An 18553-nucleotide genomic window follows, 5' to 3' on the forward strand; every position below is an offset into this window, starting at 1 on the left:
GTCCGTATGAAGATCAAGCTGATCAATCCGAACACGACGCAGCGAATGACCGACGCGATGGGCCGCTGCGCGCGCGAAGTCGCGTCGGCGGGCACGGCGATCGTCGCCGTGAGCCCGACGATGGGGCCGCCTTCGATCGAGGGCCATTACGACGAGGCGCTCGCGACGCCGGGCCTGCTCGCCGAAGTCGCGGCGGGCGAGCGCGACGGTTTCGACGGCTACGTGATCGCGTGCTTCGGCGATCCGGGGCTGTACGCGGCGCGCGAGCTCGCGCGCGGGCCGGTCGTCGGCATCGCGGAGGCGGCGATGCACGCGGCGAGCGTGCTCGCGCCGGGCTTCTCGGTCGTGACGACGCTCGCGCGCACCTGCGGAATGGCATGGCACCTCGCGGAGCGCTATGGAATGAAGCGCTTTTGCCGCAACGTGCGCGCGACCGACGTCGCCGTGCTCGACCTCGACAGGCCGGGCTCGGCCGCGCGCCGCGTGATCGTCGACGAATGCCGGCGCGCGCTCGACGAGGACGGCGCGGACGCGATCGTGCTCGGCTGCGCGGGGATGGCGGAATTCGCGCACGAGATCGAGGCGGCGATCGGCGCGCCCGTCGTCGAGGGCGTGACGGCAGCGGTCAAATGGGCGGAGGCGCTGATCGCACTGAAGCTCGCGACCGCGAAGCGCGGCGATTTCGCGCGGCCGCTCGCGAAGCGCTACGACGGCGAATTCGCACGCTTCAGCCCGGGCGGGGCGGCGGTGCCCGAGCGAGCGCCGGCCGCGGGCGCGGCGGCGTGCGATGCGGCCTGCGATGCGGTGCGCGATGCGGCGGGTGCGGCGGGTGCGGCGCGTGCCGCCGCTGCGTCCGGCATGGCGCCGCCCGACATCGCCACGCCGGACACCGCGACGTCCGCCGTTTTTCCGCAACCGCACATACATTCCGTCTGACCCGCACTATCCGTGCCCCCGTATGGGCGGTCCGAGGCGTTTTCGCTACACTGGGCCATCCGTCGCATCGGCCGCGCAGCGCCCGTTTCCGGGCGTCGCGCGGGCGGCGCGAAACCGCTGACGGGGCATCACTTCGCATCCAATCATGGCATTCGATCCCAACTATCCACGCGATCTGATCGGCTACGGCCGACATCCGGTGCAGGCGAACTGGCCGGGCCGCGCGCGCGTCGCGGTGCAGTTCGTGCTCAACTACGAGGAGGGCGGCGAAAACTGCGTGCTGCACGGCGATCCCGCCTCCGAGCAGTTCCTGTCCGAGATCGTCGGCGCGGCCGCGTATCCGGCGCGCCACATGAGCATGGAGTCGATCTACGAATACGGCTCGCGCGCGGGCGTGTGGCGCATCTTGCGCGAGTTCGACAAGCGCGGGTTGCCGCTCACGGTGTTCGGCGTCGGCATGGCGATCGAACGGCATCCGGAGCTCGCGCGCGCGTTCGTCGAGCTCGGCCACGAGATCGCGTGCCACGGCTGGCGCTGGGTCCATTATCAGGACATGTCGCCCGAGCGCGAGGCCGAGCACATGAAGCTCGGGATGGAGGCGATCGAGCGCGTGACGGGCGTGCGTCCGCTCGGCTGGTACACGGGCCGTGACAGCCCGAACACGCGACGGCTCGTCGCCGAACACGGCGGCTTCCTGTACGACTCCGACTATTACGGCGACGATCTGCCGTTCTGGATGGGCGTCGAAGTGTCGGGCGGCGCAACGGTGCCGCAGTTGATCGTCCCGTACACGCTCGACACGAACGACATGCGCTTCGCGACGCCGCAAGGCTTCAACACGGCGGATCACTTCTTCCACTACCTGCGCGATGCGTTTGACGTGCTGTACGAGGAGGGCGACGAAGCGCCGAAGATGATGTCGATCGGCATGCATTGCCGGCTGCTCGGCCGTCCTGGGCGCTTGCGCGCGCTGCAGCGCTTTCTCGATCACGTCGAGCGGCACGATCGCGTGTGGGTCACGCGCCGCGTCGACATCGCGCGCCACTGGCGCGAGCATCACCCGTATCAGCCTGCTCGACGCGAGGGGGACGCATGATGAAGGCGATGCACTACACGCTCGAGCAATTGAACGCGATGTCGACGGACGCGTTCGTCGCGGCGCTGTCCGGCATCTTCGAACATTCGCCGTGGGTCGCCGAGGCGGCCGCGCTCGAACGGCCGTTTCGCGGCGTCGACGCGTTGCACCGGACGATGAAGGACGCGGTCGAGAGCGCGGGCGACGCGCGGCAGCTCGCGCTCATCAACGCGCACCCGGAGCTCGCCGGCAAGGCGGCGGTGCGCGGCGAGCTGACGGCGGAATCGACGCGCGAGCAAAGCGGCGCAGGCCTCGATCGCTGCACGCAGGAGGAGTTCGACAAATTGCAGCGGCTCAACCGCGCATATCGCGAGAAATTCGGCTTTCCGTTCATCTTCGCGGTGCGAGGCTACGACCGGCACGGGATCATCGCGAACTTCGAGGCGCGCGTCGATCATTCGCGCGACGAGGAATTGCGCGCGAACCTCGAGCAGATCTACCGGATCGCGCGCTTCAGGCTCGACGATCTGATCGGCGCGTGAGCGCCGGCCGGGCGCTTCGATCGGCCCGGCGTCTGCGGGCGGCCGCCGCTTGCCGCTCGTCGCTTGCCGCTCGTCGCGGCGCGGCTGCAGGCGAAACGAAGAAGAATCACGCGATGCGCGGCGCGGCAGGTTCGCCGCGACGACACCGCCGCGACGCGCCCGGCGCGCCGCATCCGCCGCCATGCGCGCGCGATCGCGCGCCGCAGCGGCTTTCCACTCATCACGCAGCACGCACATCACGACAAGGACACTACGATGGCTCTTCCGCTTTCCGATCCGAACGCACCCGAGTTCACGCGGCGTTACGTGAATCTCGCCGATCCGCGTCTCGGCGCGCAGGCGCTCGAGGCGAGCGACGATTTCTTCGCGCCGAAGGAGCGCATGCTGAATCCCGAGCCGGCCGTGTTCATCCCGGGCAAATACGACGATCACGGCAAATGGATGGACGGCTGGGAGACGCGCCGCAAGCGCACGACGGGCTACGACTGGTGCGTCGTGAAGCTCGCGCGTCCCGGCGTGATCAAGGGGCTCGACATCGACACGAGCCATTTCACCGGCAATTTCCCGCCCGCGGCGTCGATCGAGGCCGCGCACGTGGCCGACGGCGCGCCGAACGACGCGACGAAGTGGGTCGAGATCATGCCGTCGACGACGCTGCAGGGCAACAGCCATCACTACGTCGAAGCGCGCGACGCGAACGCTTATACGCATCTGCGCGTGAACATCTACCCGGACGGCGGCATCGCGCGGCTGCGCGTGTACGGCCAGCCGCAGCTCGATTGGGCGGGCGCGAGCAAGTCCGAGCTGTTCGATCTCGCGGCGATGGAGAACGGCGGCTACGTCGTCGCGGCGAACAACCAGCACTTCGGTCTCGCGTCGAGTCTGCTGCTGCCGGGCCGCGGCGTGAACATGGGCGACGGCTGGGAGACGCGCCGCCGCCGCGAACCGGGCAACGACTGGGCGATCATCGCGCTCGCGCAGCCGGGCGTGATCCGCAAGATCGAAGTCGACACCGCGCACTTCAAGGGCAATTATCCGGACCGCTGCTCGATTCAGGCCGCATACGTGACGGGCGGCACCGACAGCTCGCTCGTCACGCAGGCGATGTTCTGGCCGGTGCTGCTCGGCGAGCAGAAGCTGCAGATGGACAATCAGCACTATTTCGAGGCGGAGCTCGCCGCGCTCGGCCCCGTCACGCACGTGCGGCTGAACATCGTTCCGGACGGCGGCGTGTCGCGGCTGCGCCTGTGGGGCACGCTCGACCAATGAAGACGCTCGCGATCGAACCATTGACGCGCGCGGCATTCGCGCCGTTCGGCGACGTCATCGAGACGAACGGCGCGAAGCAGATCCCGATCAACCTCGGCACGACGATGCGCTTTCACGATCTCGCGCGCATCGACGTCGCCGACGAAGGCGGGCGGCCGCTCGTGAACCTGTTTCGCGGCCAGCCGCGCGCGCTGCCGTTCGAGGTGACGATGCTCGAGCGGCATCCGCTCGGCAGCCAGGCGTTCATTCCGCTTGCGGATCGGGCTTACATCGTCGTCGTCGCGCCGGCGGGCGATCTCGATCCGTCGAAGATTCGTGCGTTCGTGACGAGCGGATGGCAGGGCGTGAACTATGCGAAGGGCGTCTGGCACCATCCGCTGATCGCGCTCGGCGAGGTGAGCGACTTCGTCGTCGTCGATCGCGGCGGCGATGGGCTCAATCTGAACGAACAGGATCTGTCCGAACCGCTGTGGCTGACCGACGATGCGTTGCTGGCGGTGAGCGCATGACGCGCATAAAACAGGCATGAAGCATGAAGCGGCGCTGACGCGCCGCAACGCAACGCAACGCAACGCCCGCGCCTCGTGCGCGGGCTTTTCTTTTCTTGCCGCGCCGTGTAGCGGCGTACTTCGTTGCTGTTGCAACCGTCATGCGGCGGCGCGCGGCACGGCGGCGGGCTCGGCTTCGTATGCGCGCTGCAACGGCGCGACGCACGAGCGCGCGTCCGGCAGCCGCGTAACGCAGGCCCGATGTTTCGCGATGGCGCGTGTCCGGGAGTTCACCACGACCGCGCCCCCGATGGCGGGCGACTCGTCTCGTGACACGTCGCGGTTGCGCCGCGGCGCGTCAACTGGCAGCGCGGGATCTGCATCGTGACGCCGCTCGGCATATCGGCGTTCGGCCACGCGGCCGTTTCGCCGTTCCGGAGCGCGAGATTCCGGATCGAGCCTTCGCCGAGGCGGCCGCGCACGGGAAGGCAGTGCACGTCGTGTATCCCGAGTGCAGCCGCGACCATTCGCGCGCCGTCGCGTTTCGCGCATGATGGGTGGCGAAGCGCGCGTCACTGAGGCAGTGCAGGATGGCCGAACGCGGCCAATGCGGCGCGCGGTGACGGTTGCTTGATTGCGATGGGCGCGCATCGTCCGCGGTGCGCTGCCGCATGCCGTCGGGGCGGCGCTGACTCGAAGCCCGCGCCAAATGCAACAGGCCCGCCGAAGCGGGCCCGCCGGCAACGCGCGCGGCCTTCGTCACTTCGTCGCGCCGCTGCCGAACCAAGCGGCGATCTGCGTGCGCTCGCCGTCCGTCATGTGCGTGACGTTGCCGATCGGCATCGCCTTCAACTGCACCGCCTGTTGATAGATCCGCGGCGCATTCTGCGCGATCTCGTCGGGCGTATCGAACATCACGCCGGCGGGCGCGCTGCCCATCAGCGTCGGCTTCGCCGAGTGGCACGCGACGCAGCGCTGCTGCAGGATCGGCGCGATGTCCTTGATCGCGAGCTTCGGCGCGTTCGCGGCCTGCGCTTCGGGCGCGATCGGCTTCGGCATCGTCGCGACGAGCGCGAGCATCATCAGCGCGACGCCGCCGAGCGGCAGATACCACAGCTGCCGGCCGCGATGCCGCATCACGAAGAACTGACGAATCAGCGCGCCCGCGAGCATGATGACGACGAGCACGATCCAGTTGTACTTGTTCGCATACGTCATTGCATAGTGGTTCGACAGCATCGCGAACACGACGGGCAGCGTGAAGTACGTGTTGTGCACGGAGCGCTGCTTGCCGCGCTTGCCGTAGATCGGATCGGGCGTCTCGCCCTTGAGCAGCTTGTCGACCATCTTGCGCTGGCCGGGGATGATCACGAAGAACACGTTGGCCGTCATGATCGTCGCGAGCATCGCGCCGACGATCAGATACGCGGCGCGGCCCGAGAACACATGGCAGGCGAGGTACGCGGCCGCGACCACGTAGAGGCCCACGAACGCGCCGAGCAGCGTGTCGCGGTTGCCGAGCAGGCGGCACGCGCAGTCGTAGACGATCCAGCCCGCGAGCAGGAAGCCGAGCGCCGACGAGACCGCGACGACGGGGCCCATGTCGAGCACGTTCTTGTCGATCAGGTACGTGTTCGGCGCGAGCAGGTAGAGCACGAGGAAGAGGCCGAAGCCGGACATCCACGTCGTGTACGACGGCCACTTCGACCAGTGCAGGTCTTCCGGCATCTCGGGCGGCGCGACGAGGTACTTCTGCATGTTGTAGAAACCGCCGCCGTGCACGTGCCAGAGCTCGCCGAACACGCCGCGCGCCTTCAGCCGCGCGTCCTTCGGCGGCTTGAGGCTATTGTCGAGCGCGACGAAATAGAACGACTCGCCGATCCACGCGATCGCGGCGACGACGTGCAGCCAGCGGATCGCGAGATTCAGCCAGTCGGTGATGAAGCCTTCCATGAAACTCCTCCTGAGTCGATCGTTGTCGTTCGTGGGCAGCGATGCGTGGTCAGCTGCCGCGATAGGTGCTGTACGACCACGGCGACACGAGAAGCGGCACGTGATAGTGCGCGGCGGGGTCGGCCACGCCGAAGCGCAGCACGACGAGATCGACGAAGCGCGGCTCGGGCAGCGCGACACCCAGCGCGGCGAAGTAGTCGCCCGCATGGAACACGAGTTCGTAAGTGCCGGCCGCGAGCGCGTCGCCCTCGAGGAGCGGCGCGTCGCAGCGGCCGTCGTCGTTGGTGAGCACCGTCTTAAGCAGCCGGCCGCCGTCGCCCGAGACCGCGTGGAGTTCGATCTTGATCGCGCCGCCCGGGCGGCCGTGCGCGGTGTCGAGTACGTGGGTAGTGAGCTTGCCCATTCGCAATGTCCTTGTGTAGTTGCGAGGATCGGCGGCGGCTCGATCCGGTGATGCTGCGGCGGATCGAGGCTCCACGTCAGTGGCTACATACCCGTCGGCGGATCGAAGCGAGCGCCGTGCAGCCATTGTAAAAAGGTTCGCTCGCGAAACGATGAGCGATAACGAAGATAATGCGCGCCGCATGAGCGCGCGTCCATGCGCACGGACGCGCGCGGACGCGCATGGGCGCGTGGCCGCGGCGCTCGCGGGATATGGCGGGTTTTTGCGTCGTTCCGATGACGGACGCGGCCGGACATATCGGCCGCATGAAGGCGATCATGCGCGCGGCCCGCTTGCGCCGCGCCGCGGATTGCGCGATGCTCGGCCGGTGCGCGGGTGCGGGATCGGCCGGTGAGGCCGAGGCCCTGCGTGCATCCCGAAGACGGCGGGCACGCCGGGTAACCGGGCCAGGGCGTTCGAACGGACGCGGCGGCGCGGTGCGTGCCGCGCGTCGTGTTCGAGCGGGACGGCCGCCTCGGCGGCCGAACGATACGGAGATCGAACGACGATGGAACGACACCCGAGCGCGCGCGCCGGCGCGCAACCCCTTTCCCCGAACCGTCCGAAGACGCTCGTCGTCAAGCACGCCGACGTGCTCGTGACGATGGACGGCGCGCGCCGCGAGCTGCGCGACGCGGGCCTTTACGTCGAAGACAACCGGATCGTCGCGGTCGGGCCGAGCGCCGAGCTGCCCGCGCACGCGGACGAGGTGCTCGATCTGCGCGGCCATCTCGTGATTCCGGGGCTCGTCAACACGCATCATCACATGTATCAGAGCCTGACGCGCGCGATTCCCGCCGCGCAGAACGCCGAGCTGTTCGGCTGGCTCACGAACCTGTATCGGATCTGGGCGCACCTGACGCCGGAGATGATCGAGGTGTCGACGCTGACCGCGATGGCCGAGCTGCTGCTGTCCGGCTGCACGACGTCGAGCGATCATCTGTACATCTATCCGAACGGCAGCCGGCTCGACGACAGCATCGCGGCCGCGCGGCGCATCGGCATGCGCTTTCACGCGAGCCGCGGCAGCATGAGCGTCGGGCAGAGCGACGGCGGGCTGCCGCCCGATGCGGTCGTCGAGCGCGAGGCGGACATCCTGCGCGACACGCAGCGCGTGATCGAGGCCTATCACGACGACGGCCGCTACGCGATGCTGCGCGTCGTGGTCGCGCCGTGCTCGCCGTTCTCGGTGAGCCGCGGCCTCATGCGCGACGCGGCGGCGCTCGCGCGTGACTACGGCGTGTCGCTGCACACGCACCTCGCGGAGAACGTGAACGACGTTGCGTACAGCCGCGAGAAATTCGGGATGACGCCCGCCGAATACGCGGAGGATCTCGGCTGGGTCGGGCGCGACGTGTGGCACGCGCACTGCGTGCAGCTCGACGAGCCGGGCATCGCGCTGTTCGCGCGCACGGGCACGGGGGTCGCGCATTGCCCGTGCTCGAACATGCGGCTCGCGTCCGGCATCGCGCCCGTGCAACGGATGCGTCTCGCGGGCGTGCCGGTCGGGCTCGGCGTCGACGGCTCCGCGTCGAACGACGGCGCGCAGATGGTCGCCGAGGTGCGCCAGGCGCTGCTGCTGCAACGCGTCGGATTCGGACCCGATGCGATGACGGCGCGCGATGCGCTGGAGATCGCGACGCTCGGCGGCGCGCGGGTGCTGAACCGAGACGACATCGGCGCGCTCGCGCCCGGGATGGCGGCGGATTTCGTCGCGTTCGACCTGCGTGCGCCGCAGTTCGCGGGCGCGCTGCACGATCCCGTCGCCGCGCTCGTGTTTTGCGCGCCGGCGCAGGCGGCGTACGGCGTCGTCAACGGGCGGGTCGTCGTGCGGGAAGGGCGCTTGACGACGCTCGAGATCGAGCCGCTCGTCGCGCGGCACAACGCGCTCGCGCGAACGCTCTACGAAGCCGCGCGCTGAGCGGCGCGTCGGGCGGCGGCGCGGCGCGCGCGGCTGGGTACCCGGTTGCGCGGATTGGGCGGAATATTCGGCGACAGGCTTGCCGCCGGATGTTCCGCGATCGACACTGATGCCGACATCGCCGACATCGCCGACATCGCCGACATCGCCGACGTCGCCGCGCCGCGCGCTTACATATCGATCAGCGTGCGAGTCGCCTCGGCGACGAGCCCGCGCAGCCAGCGCACTTCGTCCGAATAATGGCAGCGCTCGTGCCACAGCTGGTAATACTGCATCGGCGGAAAATCGAGCGGCGCGGGCACGACCGACAGCGGCAGGAACTTCGCGTAGTGATCGGCGAAGAGCCGCGTCGTGGTGAAGATCAGATCCGACTTCACGAGCACGTACGGCGCGAGATTGAAGTACGGCAGCGTGACGACGACATGGCGCTTCAGCCGTTCGCGCGCGAGGTGCACGTCGATCGCGCCGCGCTGGCCGACCGAATACGGCGTCGGCGCGAGATGCGGCGCGTTCAGGTACTGGTCGAGCGTGAGGCCGCCGCGCTTCGCGAACGGATGCGTGTTGCTCATCAGGCAGACGATCTCGTCGACGAACAGGTTCGACAGATGCAGCTGCTCGGGCGGCTCCGGCCAGTTGCCGACGACGATGTCGAGCTTGCCGTCCTCGAGCGCGAGCTCGTAGTCGAACGCGGGGCCGAGCGAATGGAACTCGAGTGTCGCGTTCGGCGCGGCCTGCCGGAAGCGCTCGACGACGGTCGGCACGAACAGCACGTTCAGGTAGTCGGGGCAGCCGATCCGGTAGCAGCGGATCGACGTGGCCGGATCGAAGTTGTGCTGCTGGAACTTGATGCGCTCGATCTCGCGCAGCGCGTTCTGCACGGGTTCGAGCAGGCGCAGGCCGTACTCGGTCGGCACCATGCCGGACTTGCCGCGCACGAGGAGCGGATCGCCCGTGATGTCGCGCAGGCGGCGCAGCGCGGCGCTGATCGCCGGCTGCGACTGGTTCAGTTTGACGGCCGCGCGCGTCACGCTGCGCTCCATCAGCAAGGTGTGCAGGACGCGCAACAGATACGTGTCGATCGCCTCGCGTTGCTGGCTCATGTTCTCTCCGTTTATATGTCCAGGCTGATCGATTGGAGGTGGGGATATATGTTTTTTAATATGGACATAAAGGAGCGTCAAGAGCGGCCCGTTCGGATTTTCGCTCGGCCGCGCGCGCTCGGCCGCGCGCGTGCGCGGGTGATTCGTTTGCCGCGTCACTGCATCGACGCGATGAAGATCGCCGATGCGGGAAGCGGTTGGCGCGCGCAACAAAAAGGGACGGGCGGCGACGTTTCAAGGAGGCCGAAGGAACGGCGAACGATCGGGTGCGCGGTGCGACACTTTGCACGCGATGCACGTAACTCGTCGCGCTTGCGCGGCATGCAGTGAAACGCGCGAAGCGGCGGCGTCGAATGTACGGCGGGGCGGCTCGTCGACGTCGGGCTCGATGTAGAGCCGGCAAGCGAGCGATCCGCGCGATGCGTCTCGCGCTTTTGCGCGGCCGGCGCTTTACCCGATCGACGCGCGAGCCGAACGTGCGATGTCCGACGCAAGCCGCTTTCGCCGAGCGCGTGCCCAACGAAACGAGTGCGACAAGATCTGAATGCCCGATGCGCCCGATGCGCGGCTCACGCGCCACACGCGCTTTCCAAACGAACGTTTGACGCCGCCGTTCGCCGCGCCCCGCCCGCGCGATCAGTCTTCGATGCGCAGCCCGACCTTGAGCGTCACCTGCCAGTGAATCACCTGGTCGCCTTCGATGTGCCCGCGCATGTCGGTCACTTCGAACCAGTGCAGATTGCGCACGGTCTTCGCCGCTTTCGAGATCGCGTTGCGGATCGCCTCGTCGCTCGATTGGCGCGACGAGCCGGTGAGTTCGATCAGTTTGTAGACGTGGTCGTTCATGACGTTTCTCCCGTGAGTCGTTCGATGTGCGGCCCGGCACGCGGGGCGCGCGCATTCGGCGTTCCCGCGCATGCCTTCTTGAGTGATAGGTATGATGGGCGGCAACTTCAATCGGTATTCGAACGAGAGGAAAGGGGAAGACGTGGACGTGGGATTTTGCGGACCGGGATTGATGGGCGCGCCGATGATCCGGCATCTGCTGTCGGCGGGCCATCGGGTGCACGTATGGAACCGCACGCGCGCGAAGGCCGACGCGCTCGCCGCGCACGGCGCGCAGGTCGTCGACACGCCGGCCGAGCTTGCCGCGCGCGCGCAGACGGTGATGCTGTGCGTGCTCGACGCGCAGGCAGTCGGGGAAGTCGTGTTCGGCGCATCCGGCGTGCTCGCGGGCGACGCCGCGGCGCGCGGCGCGCGGCGCATCGTGGATCATTCGAGCATTCCGCCCGCGGCGACGCGCGCGTATGCGGCGCGCGCGGCGGCGCTCGGCGCGAGCTGGATCGACGCGCCGGTGTCGGGCGGCGTGCCGGGCGCTCAGGCGGGCACGCTCGCGGTGATGGCGGGCGGCCAGCCGGCGGACGTCGACGCGGTGCGCGAGCTGATCGGCGCATACGCATCGCGCGTCACCCATCTCGGCGAAGCGGGCGCGGGGCAGACGGCGAAGCTGTGCAATCAGGCGATCGTGACGGCGACCGTCACGGCGATCGCGGAGGCGGTGGGGCTCGCGCAGGCGAGCGGCATCGACGCGTCGCGCCTCGCCGAGGCGCTCGCGGGCGGCTGGGCGGATTCGGTGCTGCTGCAAACGTTCGTGCCGCGAATGACGAGCGCGGGCCATCCGCCGATCGGCGCGCTGAAGACGTTCCAGAAGGACGTCGACGCGATCGCCGACGCGGCGCGCGACGCGGGCGCGGTGATGCCCGTCGCGGCGACGGTCCAGCAAGTGTTGCGGCTCGGCGCGGCGATGGGGCTTGCGCAGGCCGATTTCGCGGCGTTCATCGATATCGTGCGGCCGCAGGCGAAACGAGGCGAATAGCGGGGCGAACACGCGCGCCGCGCGCGGGCGGCAAGGGCGCCGGCGAACATGCGACGCACGCTGCCGCGCGGACCGCGAACCGTTGCGGCCGGATGAAGAAACGGGCCGTTTGAAACGGCCCGTTCTAGGTTGGCGAGGGTTACAGCGAGCGAGGCGTCGTGTCGCCGGCGTTCGGTTGCCCGATTCCGCTTCGCAGCCCGGCTTTCACGCCCGCACCGAATTCGGGCAGGATACGCGCTCGCGCGCGGCTCGCGAACACGAGGAAGCCGAATCCGTTCGCTTCGTACCAGTAGCCGCCGTTCTCGAGCCCGTCGAGCGGCTGCTCGAGCGCGTTGGCGATCGATTCGATGCAGCGCTTGCGCAGCTCGGCGATCGCGGGATACGGCGGCTGCGCGCCGCGCACGCTGCAGAGCAGGACGTCGAGGCCGGGCAGCACGTGCGCGTAGAGCACGGGCTCGTCCTGCGACCTGGCGCGCGCGATCTTCGTATCGAGCTGCGCGAACGGTTTGGCATGGCGCAGCACCGCGAGGAACGATTCCTGGCCGTCTGGTTGCGCGCGTCGGCGTTTTTTCGGGAAGGACATAAACACTCGCCTCAAAAACAATTGCAAGAAATGCGGCATCCTCATGCGACCCACTCCCGGCTATGTGCGCCGCATGTCGATCTTTTATAGCATACGAAAATGCCGGCTTCACGAAGTTCGCCGATGCGTTTTGCCGTGCGTCGACCGAACCGGGTGAGAGCCTACGATCGCCAAAGCCAGCGCTTTTTGCGCCTGCACTGTCGTTGAGTCTCCATGATAGACCCGGTAGCGCCGCGCGTGCGTCAGAACGTCGCAAAAAATGATTCGGGTATTCTCTGCCTCCGCGCGCGACGCACCGCCGAAGAGCGTCCGGACGACGAAAAAAAGCCCGCGCGAAGGCGGGCTGCGTTGCGGCTCGCGGCGCGCTCGCTCAGCGCTGCTTCAGCGAATCGCGGATCTCGCGCAGCAGCAGCACGTCTTCGGGCGTCGCGGCGGGCGCGGCTTCTTCGGGCTTGCGCAGCTTGTTGATGAACTTGACCATCAGGAAGATGATGAACGCAAGGATGACGAAGTTGATCAGCACGGTGATGAACGAGCCGTAGCCGAACGCGGCGACGCCCGCCGCCTGCAGATCCTTGAACGAATCCGGATTGCCCCTGAACGACGCCGGAATCTGGCCGAGCAGCACGAACTTGTTCGAGAAATCCAGGCCCCCCGTCAGCACGCCGATCACGGGCATGATGAGGTCCTTCACCACCGAGTCGACGATCTTCGAAAACGCTCCGCCGATGATCACGCCGACGGCGAGATCCATGACGTTGCCCTTGACGGCGAATTCCTTGAATTCCTTGATGATGCTCATGGGCGGCTTGCTCCTGTCGAAAATGGAATAGGGCGTAGCGCAACGATTCGTTACGGCACGTTGATGGCCGTCATCATAACGAACCCGATCCTTTATCGATAGTTCATCTGAGAAATCTTGACAAAGGGGACCGATAAAAAAATGGGCCGTCGCCGGCCCATTTCGTCGTTCTAACGGTGCGTCGTCAACCGTTGTTGCTCCAGTCGTCTCCATTGCTGCCGAGATCGATGCCGCCGCCGTCGGAGCCGCCGCTGTCCCAACTGCCGCCCTGGCCGAAGTCGATGCCCGGATCGGCGGCCGCACGGCGCCGCGCTTCGTCGTCGACGATCACGTCGCGCTCGATCACGCGCTCGCGGCCGTGCGACATCGCCTCGCCGAGCAGCACGCCCGTGAGCAGCCCGCCCATGCCGCTGCCGAAGCCGCCGCCTTGCTGGATCACGACGGGCGGCTGCTGTTGCGGCTGCGGCGGATACGGCGAGTAGGGCGGCTGGCCTTGCGCGCCCGTCAGCCGATCGGCTTCCTGAGCGAACACCGAGCCCGCGCCGCCGGGCGCGCTCGCCGCGGCCGCGTTCGGATCGGGGCGGCCTTCGACGCGCGCCTTCAGGCTCGCGAATTGTTTCTCGAGTTCGTCCAGCCGGTACGGCGGCGCCGGATTCTGGCCGTTCGACAACGTCTCGACGAGCTCGCGCGCCTGCGCTTCGAGCGCTTCGATCTCGCCGTTGAGCGCGGCGGCGCCGGGCGCCGTCGACAGCCGCGCGTCGAGCTTGAGCGGGCGCACGTCGTTGAGCACGTCGGTCGCGCGCTTCAGTTGCGCGCGGCGTTCGTCGTCGGCGCGCTTGTCGTCGGTCGAGCGCGCGCGGCGCAGCGTCCAGCGCAGCACGAGCGCGATCGCGCCGATCACGACTGCGATGCCGATCCACATGCCGGCCGACGGCCCGCGGTGCGCGGGCGCGGCGGGCGCCGCGGCGAATTGCGATTGCGCCTGGGCCTGCGCTTGCGGCGCGACGAGCATGCCGCCCGACGTCGCCGAGCGCGAGGTCTGCGCGGCCGTCCGGCGCGCGTCGGCGCGCACGCGCGCTTCCGTCTGCGCGAAGCGCGACGGATCGGTGAACCGCAACTGCGGATCGAGCGATTTCGCGCGCTCGATCTGCTCGAGCGCCTCGGCGGGGCGGCCTTCGCGGTCGAGCACCTGGCCGTACAGATAGCGGGCGCGCGCGTTGTCCGGATACGCGTCGATCACTTGCGAGAGCTGCGCGTCGGCGCGTTGCCAGTTGCCTTGCGCGATCGATTGCTGGATTTGCTGCAGCGACGGCACCGCCGCGTTGGCGGCGGCCGACACGAGAAGCAGCGACAATCCGACGGCTGCGAGAAGCTTTTTCATGATCGGTTCGGGCGCTCGGCCCGTCTCCTTGCGGATTGTCGCGGCGCGGCGGCGTGCGCGTTCGACGTGCGCCGCCGCCGCGCCGCGAAGCGCCGGCTGGCGTAGCGCCGCCGTTATTGCGCCGGCGTGTTCAGTTGCTTTTTCAGCGCTTCGAGGCGGTCCTCGACGGACGGGCCCTTGTTCAGCGCCGCGAGCTTGTCGTCGAGCGCGCGGCCGCTGTTCGTGTCGGCCGAGTTCAGGCGGGCGTCCGAGCGCGCGTTCGACAGCGTGACCTTGTCCTCGAGCTTCTGGAAATCCTCGGACAGGTTCTTGCCGCCGATCCCGCCGAGCGCGGTGGCCGCGACGTCCTTCGCCTGCGCGATTTCCTGCTTCGCCTGCAGGATGTTCGAGCGCGCGTTCAGTTCGTTGCGGCGCGCGCGCATGTCGGCGATCTGGCCTTTGAGCTTGTCGACCGACGGCTCGAGCGTCTCGAGCTCGCGCGCGAGCGCGTCGCGCTCGGCCTCGGCGTTCGCCTGCGCGGCGAGCGCTTCGCGCGCGAGGCCTTCGTCGCCCGACTGCAGCGCGCGTTTCGCGCCGTCTTCATATTTCTTCGCGCGCTCGTCGGCCGTGTCGCGCTTGCTGCGTTGCGTGGCGACCTGCGCCTCGATCTCGATCAGCGAGTTTTCCGCGCGGCCGATGCTGTCGTCGAGCTCCCGCACGATCTGCCGCGCGTCGCGCGACGGATCTTGCACCGAGTCCGCCGCGTCGTTCAGCAGACCTTTGATCGTGCGCGAAATAGAGTCGAAAAGCGACATGGATTCCTCCGTAAGTAATGAACGATGCGCGCGCCGCGCATCGCGTGCGATGCTTCGCCGTGGCGCGGGCGGTCGGCGTCGGCGGATATTACACCACCGGTTCGCTTAAACACCGCTTAAAACCGCGTGAACGCGGGCTCGCACGGGCGGCGCGCATGCCGCCCGCCGCGACCGAAAATGCGGGCGGGCGGCGAAAATTTCCAGTGCGCCGCGCGCAAATTTCTCGCGTGCGCGCCTTTCAAAACGAAAGCCGGCGGCGCACGGCATGCCGTCTTCATCATAGGAGCGTTCGCGGCCCGCGACGGTGCGCGGCGCAACGAATTGGAGGATTTTTTACAAAAAATCGTGAAGAGCGCCCGTCGATTTCATTAAAATGCGCTGTCACGCTGCGGACCGGACGCCGTATGGACCAACGCGCGCCGGGAGCCGTCGACGTGATACGCTCCACGACGCTACGTCCACCGATTCCACGCACGCGCCCCGCGCGCGTTCGCGGCGCGCCTCGTGCGCTGCCCATCCGACATGCCTATTATCAAACGACCGCCTTCCTCCCGCGCCACGAACGAGCACCATTATTCGCTACGACGTTCGCCCGCCGGCGCCTATTACACCGACGACACCGATGAAGACGACGACCGCGCGCAGCGCCGCACGAGCGGCGGCTCGCGCACGTTCGGCTCGCGCGTCGCGCTGTGGTTCGTCGGGCTGTTCGCGACGCTTCTCGCCGTCGGCGCGCTGGTCGTCGGCTATGCGCTCGTCGTGATGGGGCCGCAACTGCCGTCGCTCGACGCGCTCACGAACTATCAGCCGAAGGTGCCGCTGCGCGTGTACAGCGCGGACCACGTGCTGCTCGGCGAGTTCGGCGAGGAGCGCCGCAGCCTCGTGCGCTTCGCGGACATCCCCGACGTGATGAAGAAGTCGGTGCTCGCGATCGAGGACTACCGCTTCTACGAGCACGGCGGCGTCGATTTTCTCGGCATTCTGCGCGCGGGCGTCGCCGACATCCTGCACGGCGGCGCGCGGCAGGGCGCGAGCACGATCACGATGCAGGTCGCGCGCAACTTCTTCCTGTCGAGCGAGAAGACTTACACGCGCAAGATCTACGAGATGCTGCTCGCGTACAAGATCGAGCGCGCGCTCACGAAGGACCAGATCCTCGAGCTGTACATGAACCAGATCTATCTGGGCCAGCGCGCGTACGGCTTCGCGGCCGCCGCGCGCGTGTACTTCGGCAAGGACCTGAAGGACGTGACGCTCGCCGAGGCGGCGATGCTCGCGGGGCTGCCGAAGGCGCCGTCCGCGTATAACCCGATCGTCAATCCGAAGCGCGCGAAGGTGCGTCAGGAATACATCCTGAAGCGGATGCTCGAGATCGGCTACATCACGCAGCAGCAGTACGACCAGGCGGTGAAGGAGGAGATCCGCGTGCGCACGCCGGGCAACCAGTACGCGGTGCACGGCGAGTACGTCGCCGAAATGGTGCGGCAGATGATGTACGCGCAGTACAAGGACGAGACCTACACGCGCGGCCTGACGGTCACGACGACGATCAACGCGGCCGACCAGGAAGCCGCGTACCAGGCGGTGCGCCGCGGGATCATGGACTACGAGCGCCGCCACGGCTATCGCGGGCCGGAGGGCTTCGTCGCGCTGCCGCCCGCGGGCGACGAGCGCGACGAGGCGATCGACGATGCGCTCGCCGATCATCCGGACAACGGCGACTTGCAATCGGCCGTCGTGCTCGCCGCGTCGCCGACGGCGCTCGAGGTGCAGTTCGTCGGCGGCGCGACGACGACGATCAACGGCGCGGGGCTGCGTTTCGCGGCGGGCGCGTTGAGCGCGCGCGCGTCGGCGGCGCTGAAGATCAAGCCGGGCTCGATCGTGCGCGTGATGAAGGACGCGAGAAGCGCATGGCAGATCGTGCAGCTGCCGCAGGTCGAAGGCGCGCTCGTCGCGATCGCGCCGCAGGACGGCGCGATTCGCTCGCTCGTCGGCGGCTTCGATTTCAACAAGAGCAAGTTCAACCACGTGACGCAGGCGTGGCGGCAGCCGGGCTCGAGCTTCAAGCCGTTCATCTATTCGGCGTCGCTCGAAAAGGGCCTCGGGCCCGCGACGATCATCAACGACGCGCCGCTGTATTTCCCGCCGAGCGTGCCGGGCGGCCAGCCGTGGGAGCCGAAGGACGACGACCAGCCGGACGGCCCGATGCCGATGCGCACCGCGCTGCAGCGCTCGAAGAACCTCGTGTCGATCCGGATTCTCGCGTCGATCGGCACGTCGTACGCGCAGGACTACGTGACGCAGCGCTTCGGCTTCGATCCCGCGAAGACGCCGCCGTATCTGCCGATGGCGCTCGGCGCGGGCCTCGTCACGCCGCTGCAGCTCGCGGCCGGCTACGCGGTGTTCGCCAACGGCGGCTACAAGGTCGATCCGTATCTGATCGCCGAAGTCGACGACGCTCGCGGCCAGGCGCTGCAGAAGGCGCAGCCTGTCGCCGCCGGCGCGAACGCGACGCGCACGATCGACGCGCGCAACGCGTACGTGATGAACAGCCTGCTGCACACCGTCGCGACGGCGGGCACGGGCGCGGGCACGAACGCGCTCGGCCGCGGCGACCTGCAGGGCAAGACGGGTACGACGAACGACGCGAAGGATGGCTGGTTCGCGGGCTATCAGCAATCGCTCGTCGCGGTCGCGTGGATGGGCTTCGATCAGCCGAAGAGCCTCGGCAGCCGCGAATTCGGCGCGCAGCTCGCGCTGCCGATCTGGGTGAACTACATGCGCACCGCGCTTTCCGGCGCGCCCGAGCAGCAGATGGCGATGCCCGACGGGCTGACGACGATCGACGGCGAGCTGTACTACGCGGATCGCACGCCGGGCGCGGGCTTCGTCGCGAGCGTCGACTTCAACCCGGCCGCGAGCCCGACCGTGAGCGCGAACGACGCGCTCGGCTCGGCGGGCGCCGGGGGCCTGACGCCGCCGCCCGTGACGCCGGAGGAGAAGCGGCAGATCATCGACATGTTCGAAGGCAACAAGCCTTGAGCGCGGGTCGATCGCATGACGAAACGGGCGCCGGCGCGCCCGTTTTTTTTGTCGATGCGATTCGCTGGCGGTTGCGTTCGCGGCGGTGCGGCGTGGTCGCGTGCGAGGCTGGCGCGCATGTGGGCGGTTTCGCGGCGGCGCGCGGCGGCGTTTGCGCTGACGGCTTCGCCGAGCGGCAGGGCCGGTAGATGCGCGGGCGCGCGACGCGCTCGATGCGGCGCGTTTGCGAGACCGGGGGCTTCGTGTTAAGTCGAATGCTTCGAATGCTTCGAATGCTTCGAATGCTTCGAATGCTTCGAATGCTTCGAATGCTTCGAATGCTTCGAATGCTTCGAATGCTTCGAATGCT

Annotated in this window: 16 protein-coding genes; 8 read left to right on the forward strand and 8 right to left on the reverse strand. The window is 68.2% G+C overall.

The genetic code is table 11. The features are described 5' to 3' along the window. The first annotated feature begins 6 nt into the window (after positions 1-6). The 5 genes from X946_RS06725 to X946_RS06745 all read left to right on the forward strand — a co-directional run bounded on the left by X946_RS06725 (position 7) and on the right by X946_RS06745 (position 4331). Positions 7-936: an aspartate/glutamate racemase family protein gene (locus X946_RS06725; protein WP_038745072.1), complete on the forward strand. Its 930-nt coding sequence runs from the start codon at positions 7-9 to the stop codon at positions 934-936. Between the two features lie 145 nt (positions 937-1081). Then, positions 1082-2032: an allantoinase PuuE gene (gene puuE / locus X946_RS06730; RefSeq protein WP_038745073.1), complete on the forward strand. Its 951-nt coding sequence runs from the start codon at positions 1082-1084 to the stop codon at positions 2030-2032. Next, on the forward strand, positions 2032-2553 hold the full coding sequence (gene uraD / locus X946_RS06735; protein ID WP_038745137.1) for a 2-oxo-4-hydroxy-4-carboxy-5-ureidoimidazoline decarboxylase: 522 nt from the start codon (positions 2032-2034) through the stop codon (positions 2551-2553). Before puuE ends, uraD begins: the two co-directional genes overlap by 1 nt. Before the next feature lie 255 nt (positions 2554-2808). Further along, positions 2809-3822, forward strand: coding sequence for an allantoicase (gene alc, locus X946_RS06740; protein ID WP_038745139.1), 1014 nt, complete (start codon positions 2809-2811; stop codon positions 3820-3822). Then, on the forward strand, positions 3819-4331 hold the full coding sequence (locus X946_RS06745) for an ureidoglycolate lyase (RefSeq protein ID WP_038745075.1): 513 nt from the start codon (positions 3819-3821) through the stop codon (positions 4329-4331). Before alc ends, X946_RS06745 begins: the two co-directional genes overlap by 4 nt. 738 nt (positions 4332-5069) lie before the next feature. On the opposite strand, the gene X946_RS06755 is transcribed toward X946_RS06745, so the two are convergent. Together X946_RS06755 and uraH are read right to left on the reverse strand one after the other, a co-directional pair. After that, positions 5070-6263, reverse strand: coding sequence for a urate hydroxylase PuuD (locus tag X946_RS06755; protein ID WP_038745077.1), 1194 nt, complete (start codon positions 6261-6263; stop codon positions 5070-5072). A gap of 49 nt (positions 6264-6312) precedes the next feature. Beyond that, positions 6313-6666 carry a hydroxyisourate hydrolase gene (gene uraH, locus X946_RS06760; RefSeq protein WP_038745079.1) on the reverse strand — a complete coding sequence of 118 codons (354 nt, stop codon included), beginning with the start codon at positions 6664-6666 and terminating at the stop codon, positions 6313-6315. A 547-nt stretch (positions 6667-7213) separates the two neighbouring features. Here uraH and X946_RS06765 point away from each other — a divergent pair. Further along, positions 7214-8626, forward strand: a complete 1413-nt coding sequence (locus X946_RS06765) for an 8-oxoguanine deaminase (protein ID WP_038745082.1) — start codon at positions 7214-7216, stop codon at positions 8624-8626. 170 nt (positions 8627-8796) lie between these two features. On the opposite strand, the gene X946_RS06770 is transcribed toward X946_RS06765, so the two are convergent. Together X946_RS06770 and X946_RS06775 are read right to left on the reverse strand one after the other, a co-directional pair. Beyond that, positions 8797-9726, reverse strand: a complete 930-nt coding sequence (locus X946_RS06770) for a LysR substrate-binding domain-containing protein (protein WP_010104452.1) — start codon at positions 9724-9726, stop codon at positions 8797-8799. Positions 9727-10362: 636 nt separating this feature from the next. Beyond that, positions 10363-10572, reverse strand: coding sequence for a dodecin (locus X946_RS06775; RefSeq protein WP_038745088.1), 210 nt, complete (start codon positions 10570-10572; stop codon positions 10363-10365). 91 nt (positions 10573-10663) lie between these two features. On the opposite strand from X946_RS06775, the gene X946_RS06780 reads away from it, so the two are divergent. Then, a complete protein-coding gene (locus tag X946_RS06780; RefSeq protein WP_038745090.1) occupies positions 10664-11602 on the forward strand; it encodes an NAD(P)-dependent oxidoreductase in 939 nt (312 codons plus the stop codon). A 139-nt stretch (positions 11603-11741) separates the two neighbouring features. Here X946_RS06780 and X946_RS06785 read toward each other — a convergent pair whose 3' ends face one another. From X946_RS06785 to X946_RS06800, 4 genes are all read right to left on the reverse strand, one after another. After that, positions 11742-12185, reverse strand: a complete 444-nt coding sequence (locus X946_RS06785) for a hypothetical protein (protein WP_059574562.1) — start codon at positions 12183-12185, stop codon at positions 11742-11744. Between the two features lie 370 nt (positions 12186-12555). Continuing rightward, positions 12556-12987, reverse strand: a complete 432-nt coding sequence (mscL, locus tag X946_RS06790) for a large conductance mechanosensitive channel protein MscL (protein WP_038745095.1) — start codon at positions 12985-12987, stop codon at positions 12556-12558. Between the two features lie 184 nt (positions 12988-13171). Next, positions 13172-14368 (reverse strand): tetratricopeptide repeat protein, encoded by a 1197-nt coding sequence (locus tag X946_RS06795; RefSeq protein WP_038745096.1) that lies wholly within the window; start codon positions 14366-14368, stop codon positions 13172-13174. Between the two features lie 113 nt (positions 14369-14481). Next, the gene (locus tag X946_RS06800; protein ID WP_038745099.1) at positions 14482-15162 is read right to left on the reverse strand and encodes a PspA/IM30 family protein; all 681 of its coding nucleotides are present in this window, start codon (positions 15160-15162) and stop codon (positions 14482-14484) included. Positions 15163-15684: 522 nt separating this feature from the next. On the opposite strand from X946_RS06800, the gene X946_RS06805 reads away from it, so the two are divergent. After that, positions 15685-18204, forward strand: a complete 2520-nt coding sequence (locus X946_RS06805) for a penicillin-binding protein 1A (protein WP_038745101.1) — start codon at positions 15685-15687, stop codon at positions 18202-18204. The last annotated feature ends 349 nt before the right edge of the window (positions 18205-18553 follow it).

The organism is Burkholderia sp. ABCPW 111, assembly GCF_000773065.1.
Taxonomy (GTDB): Bacteria; Pseudomonadota; Gammaproteobacteria; order Burkholderiales; family Burkholderiaceae; genus Burkholderia; species Burkholderia savannae.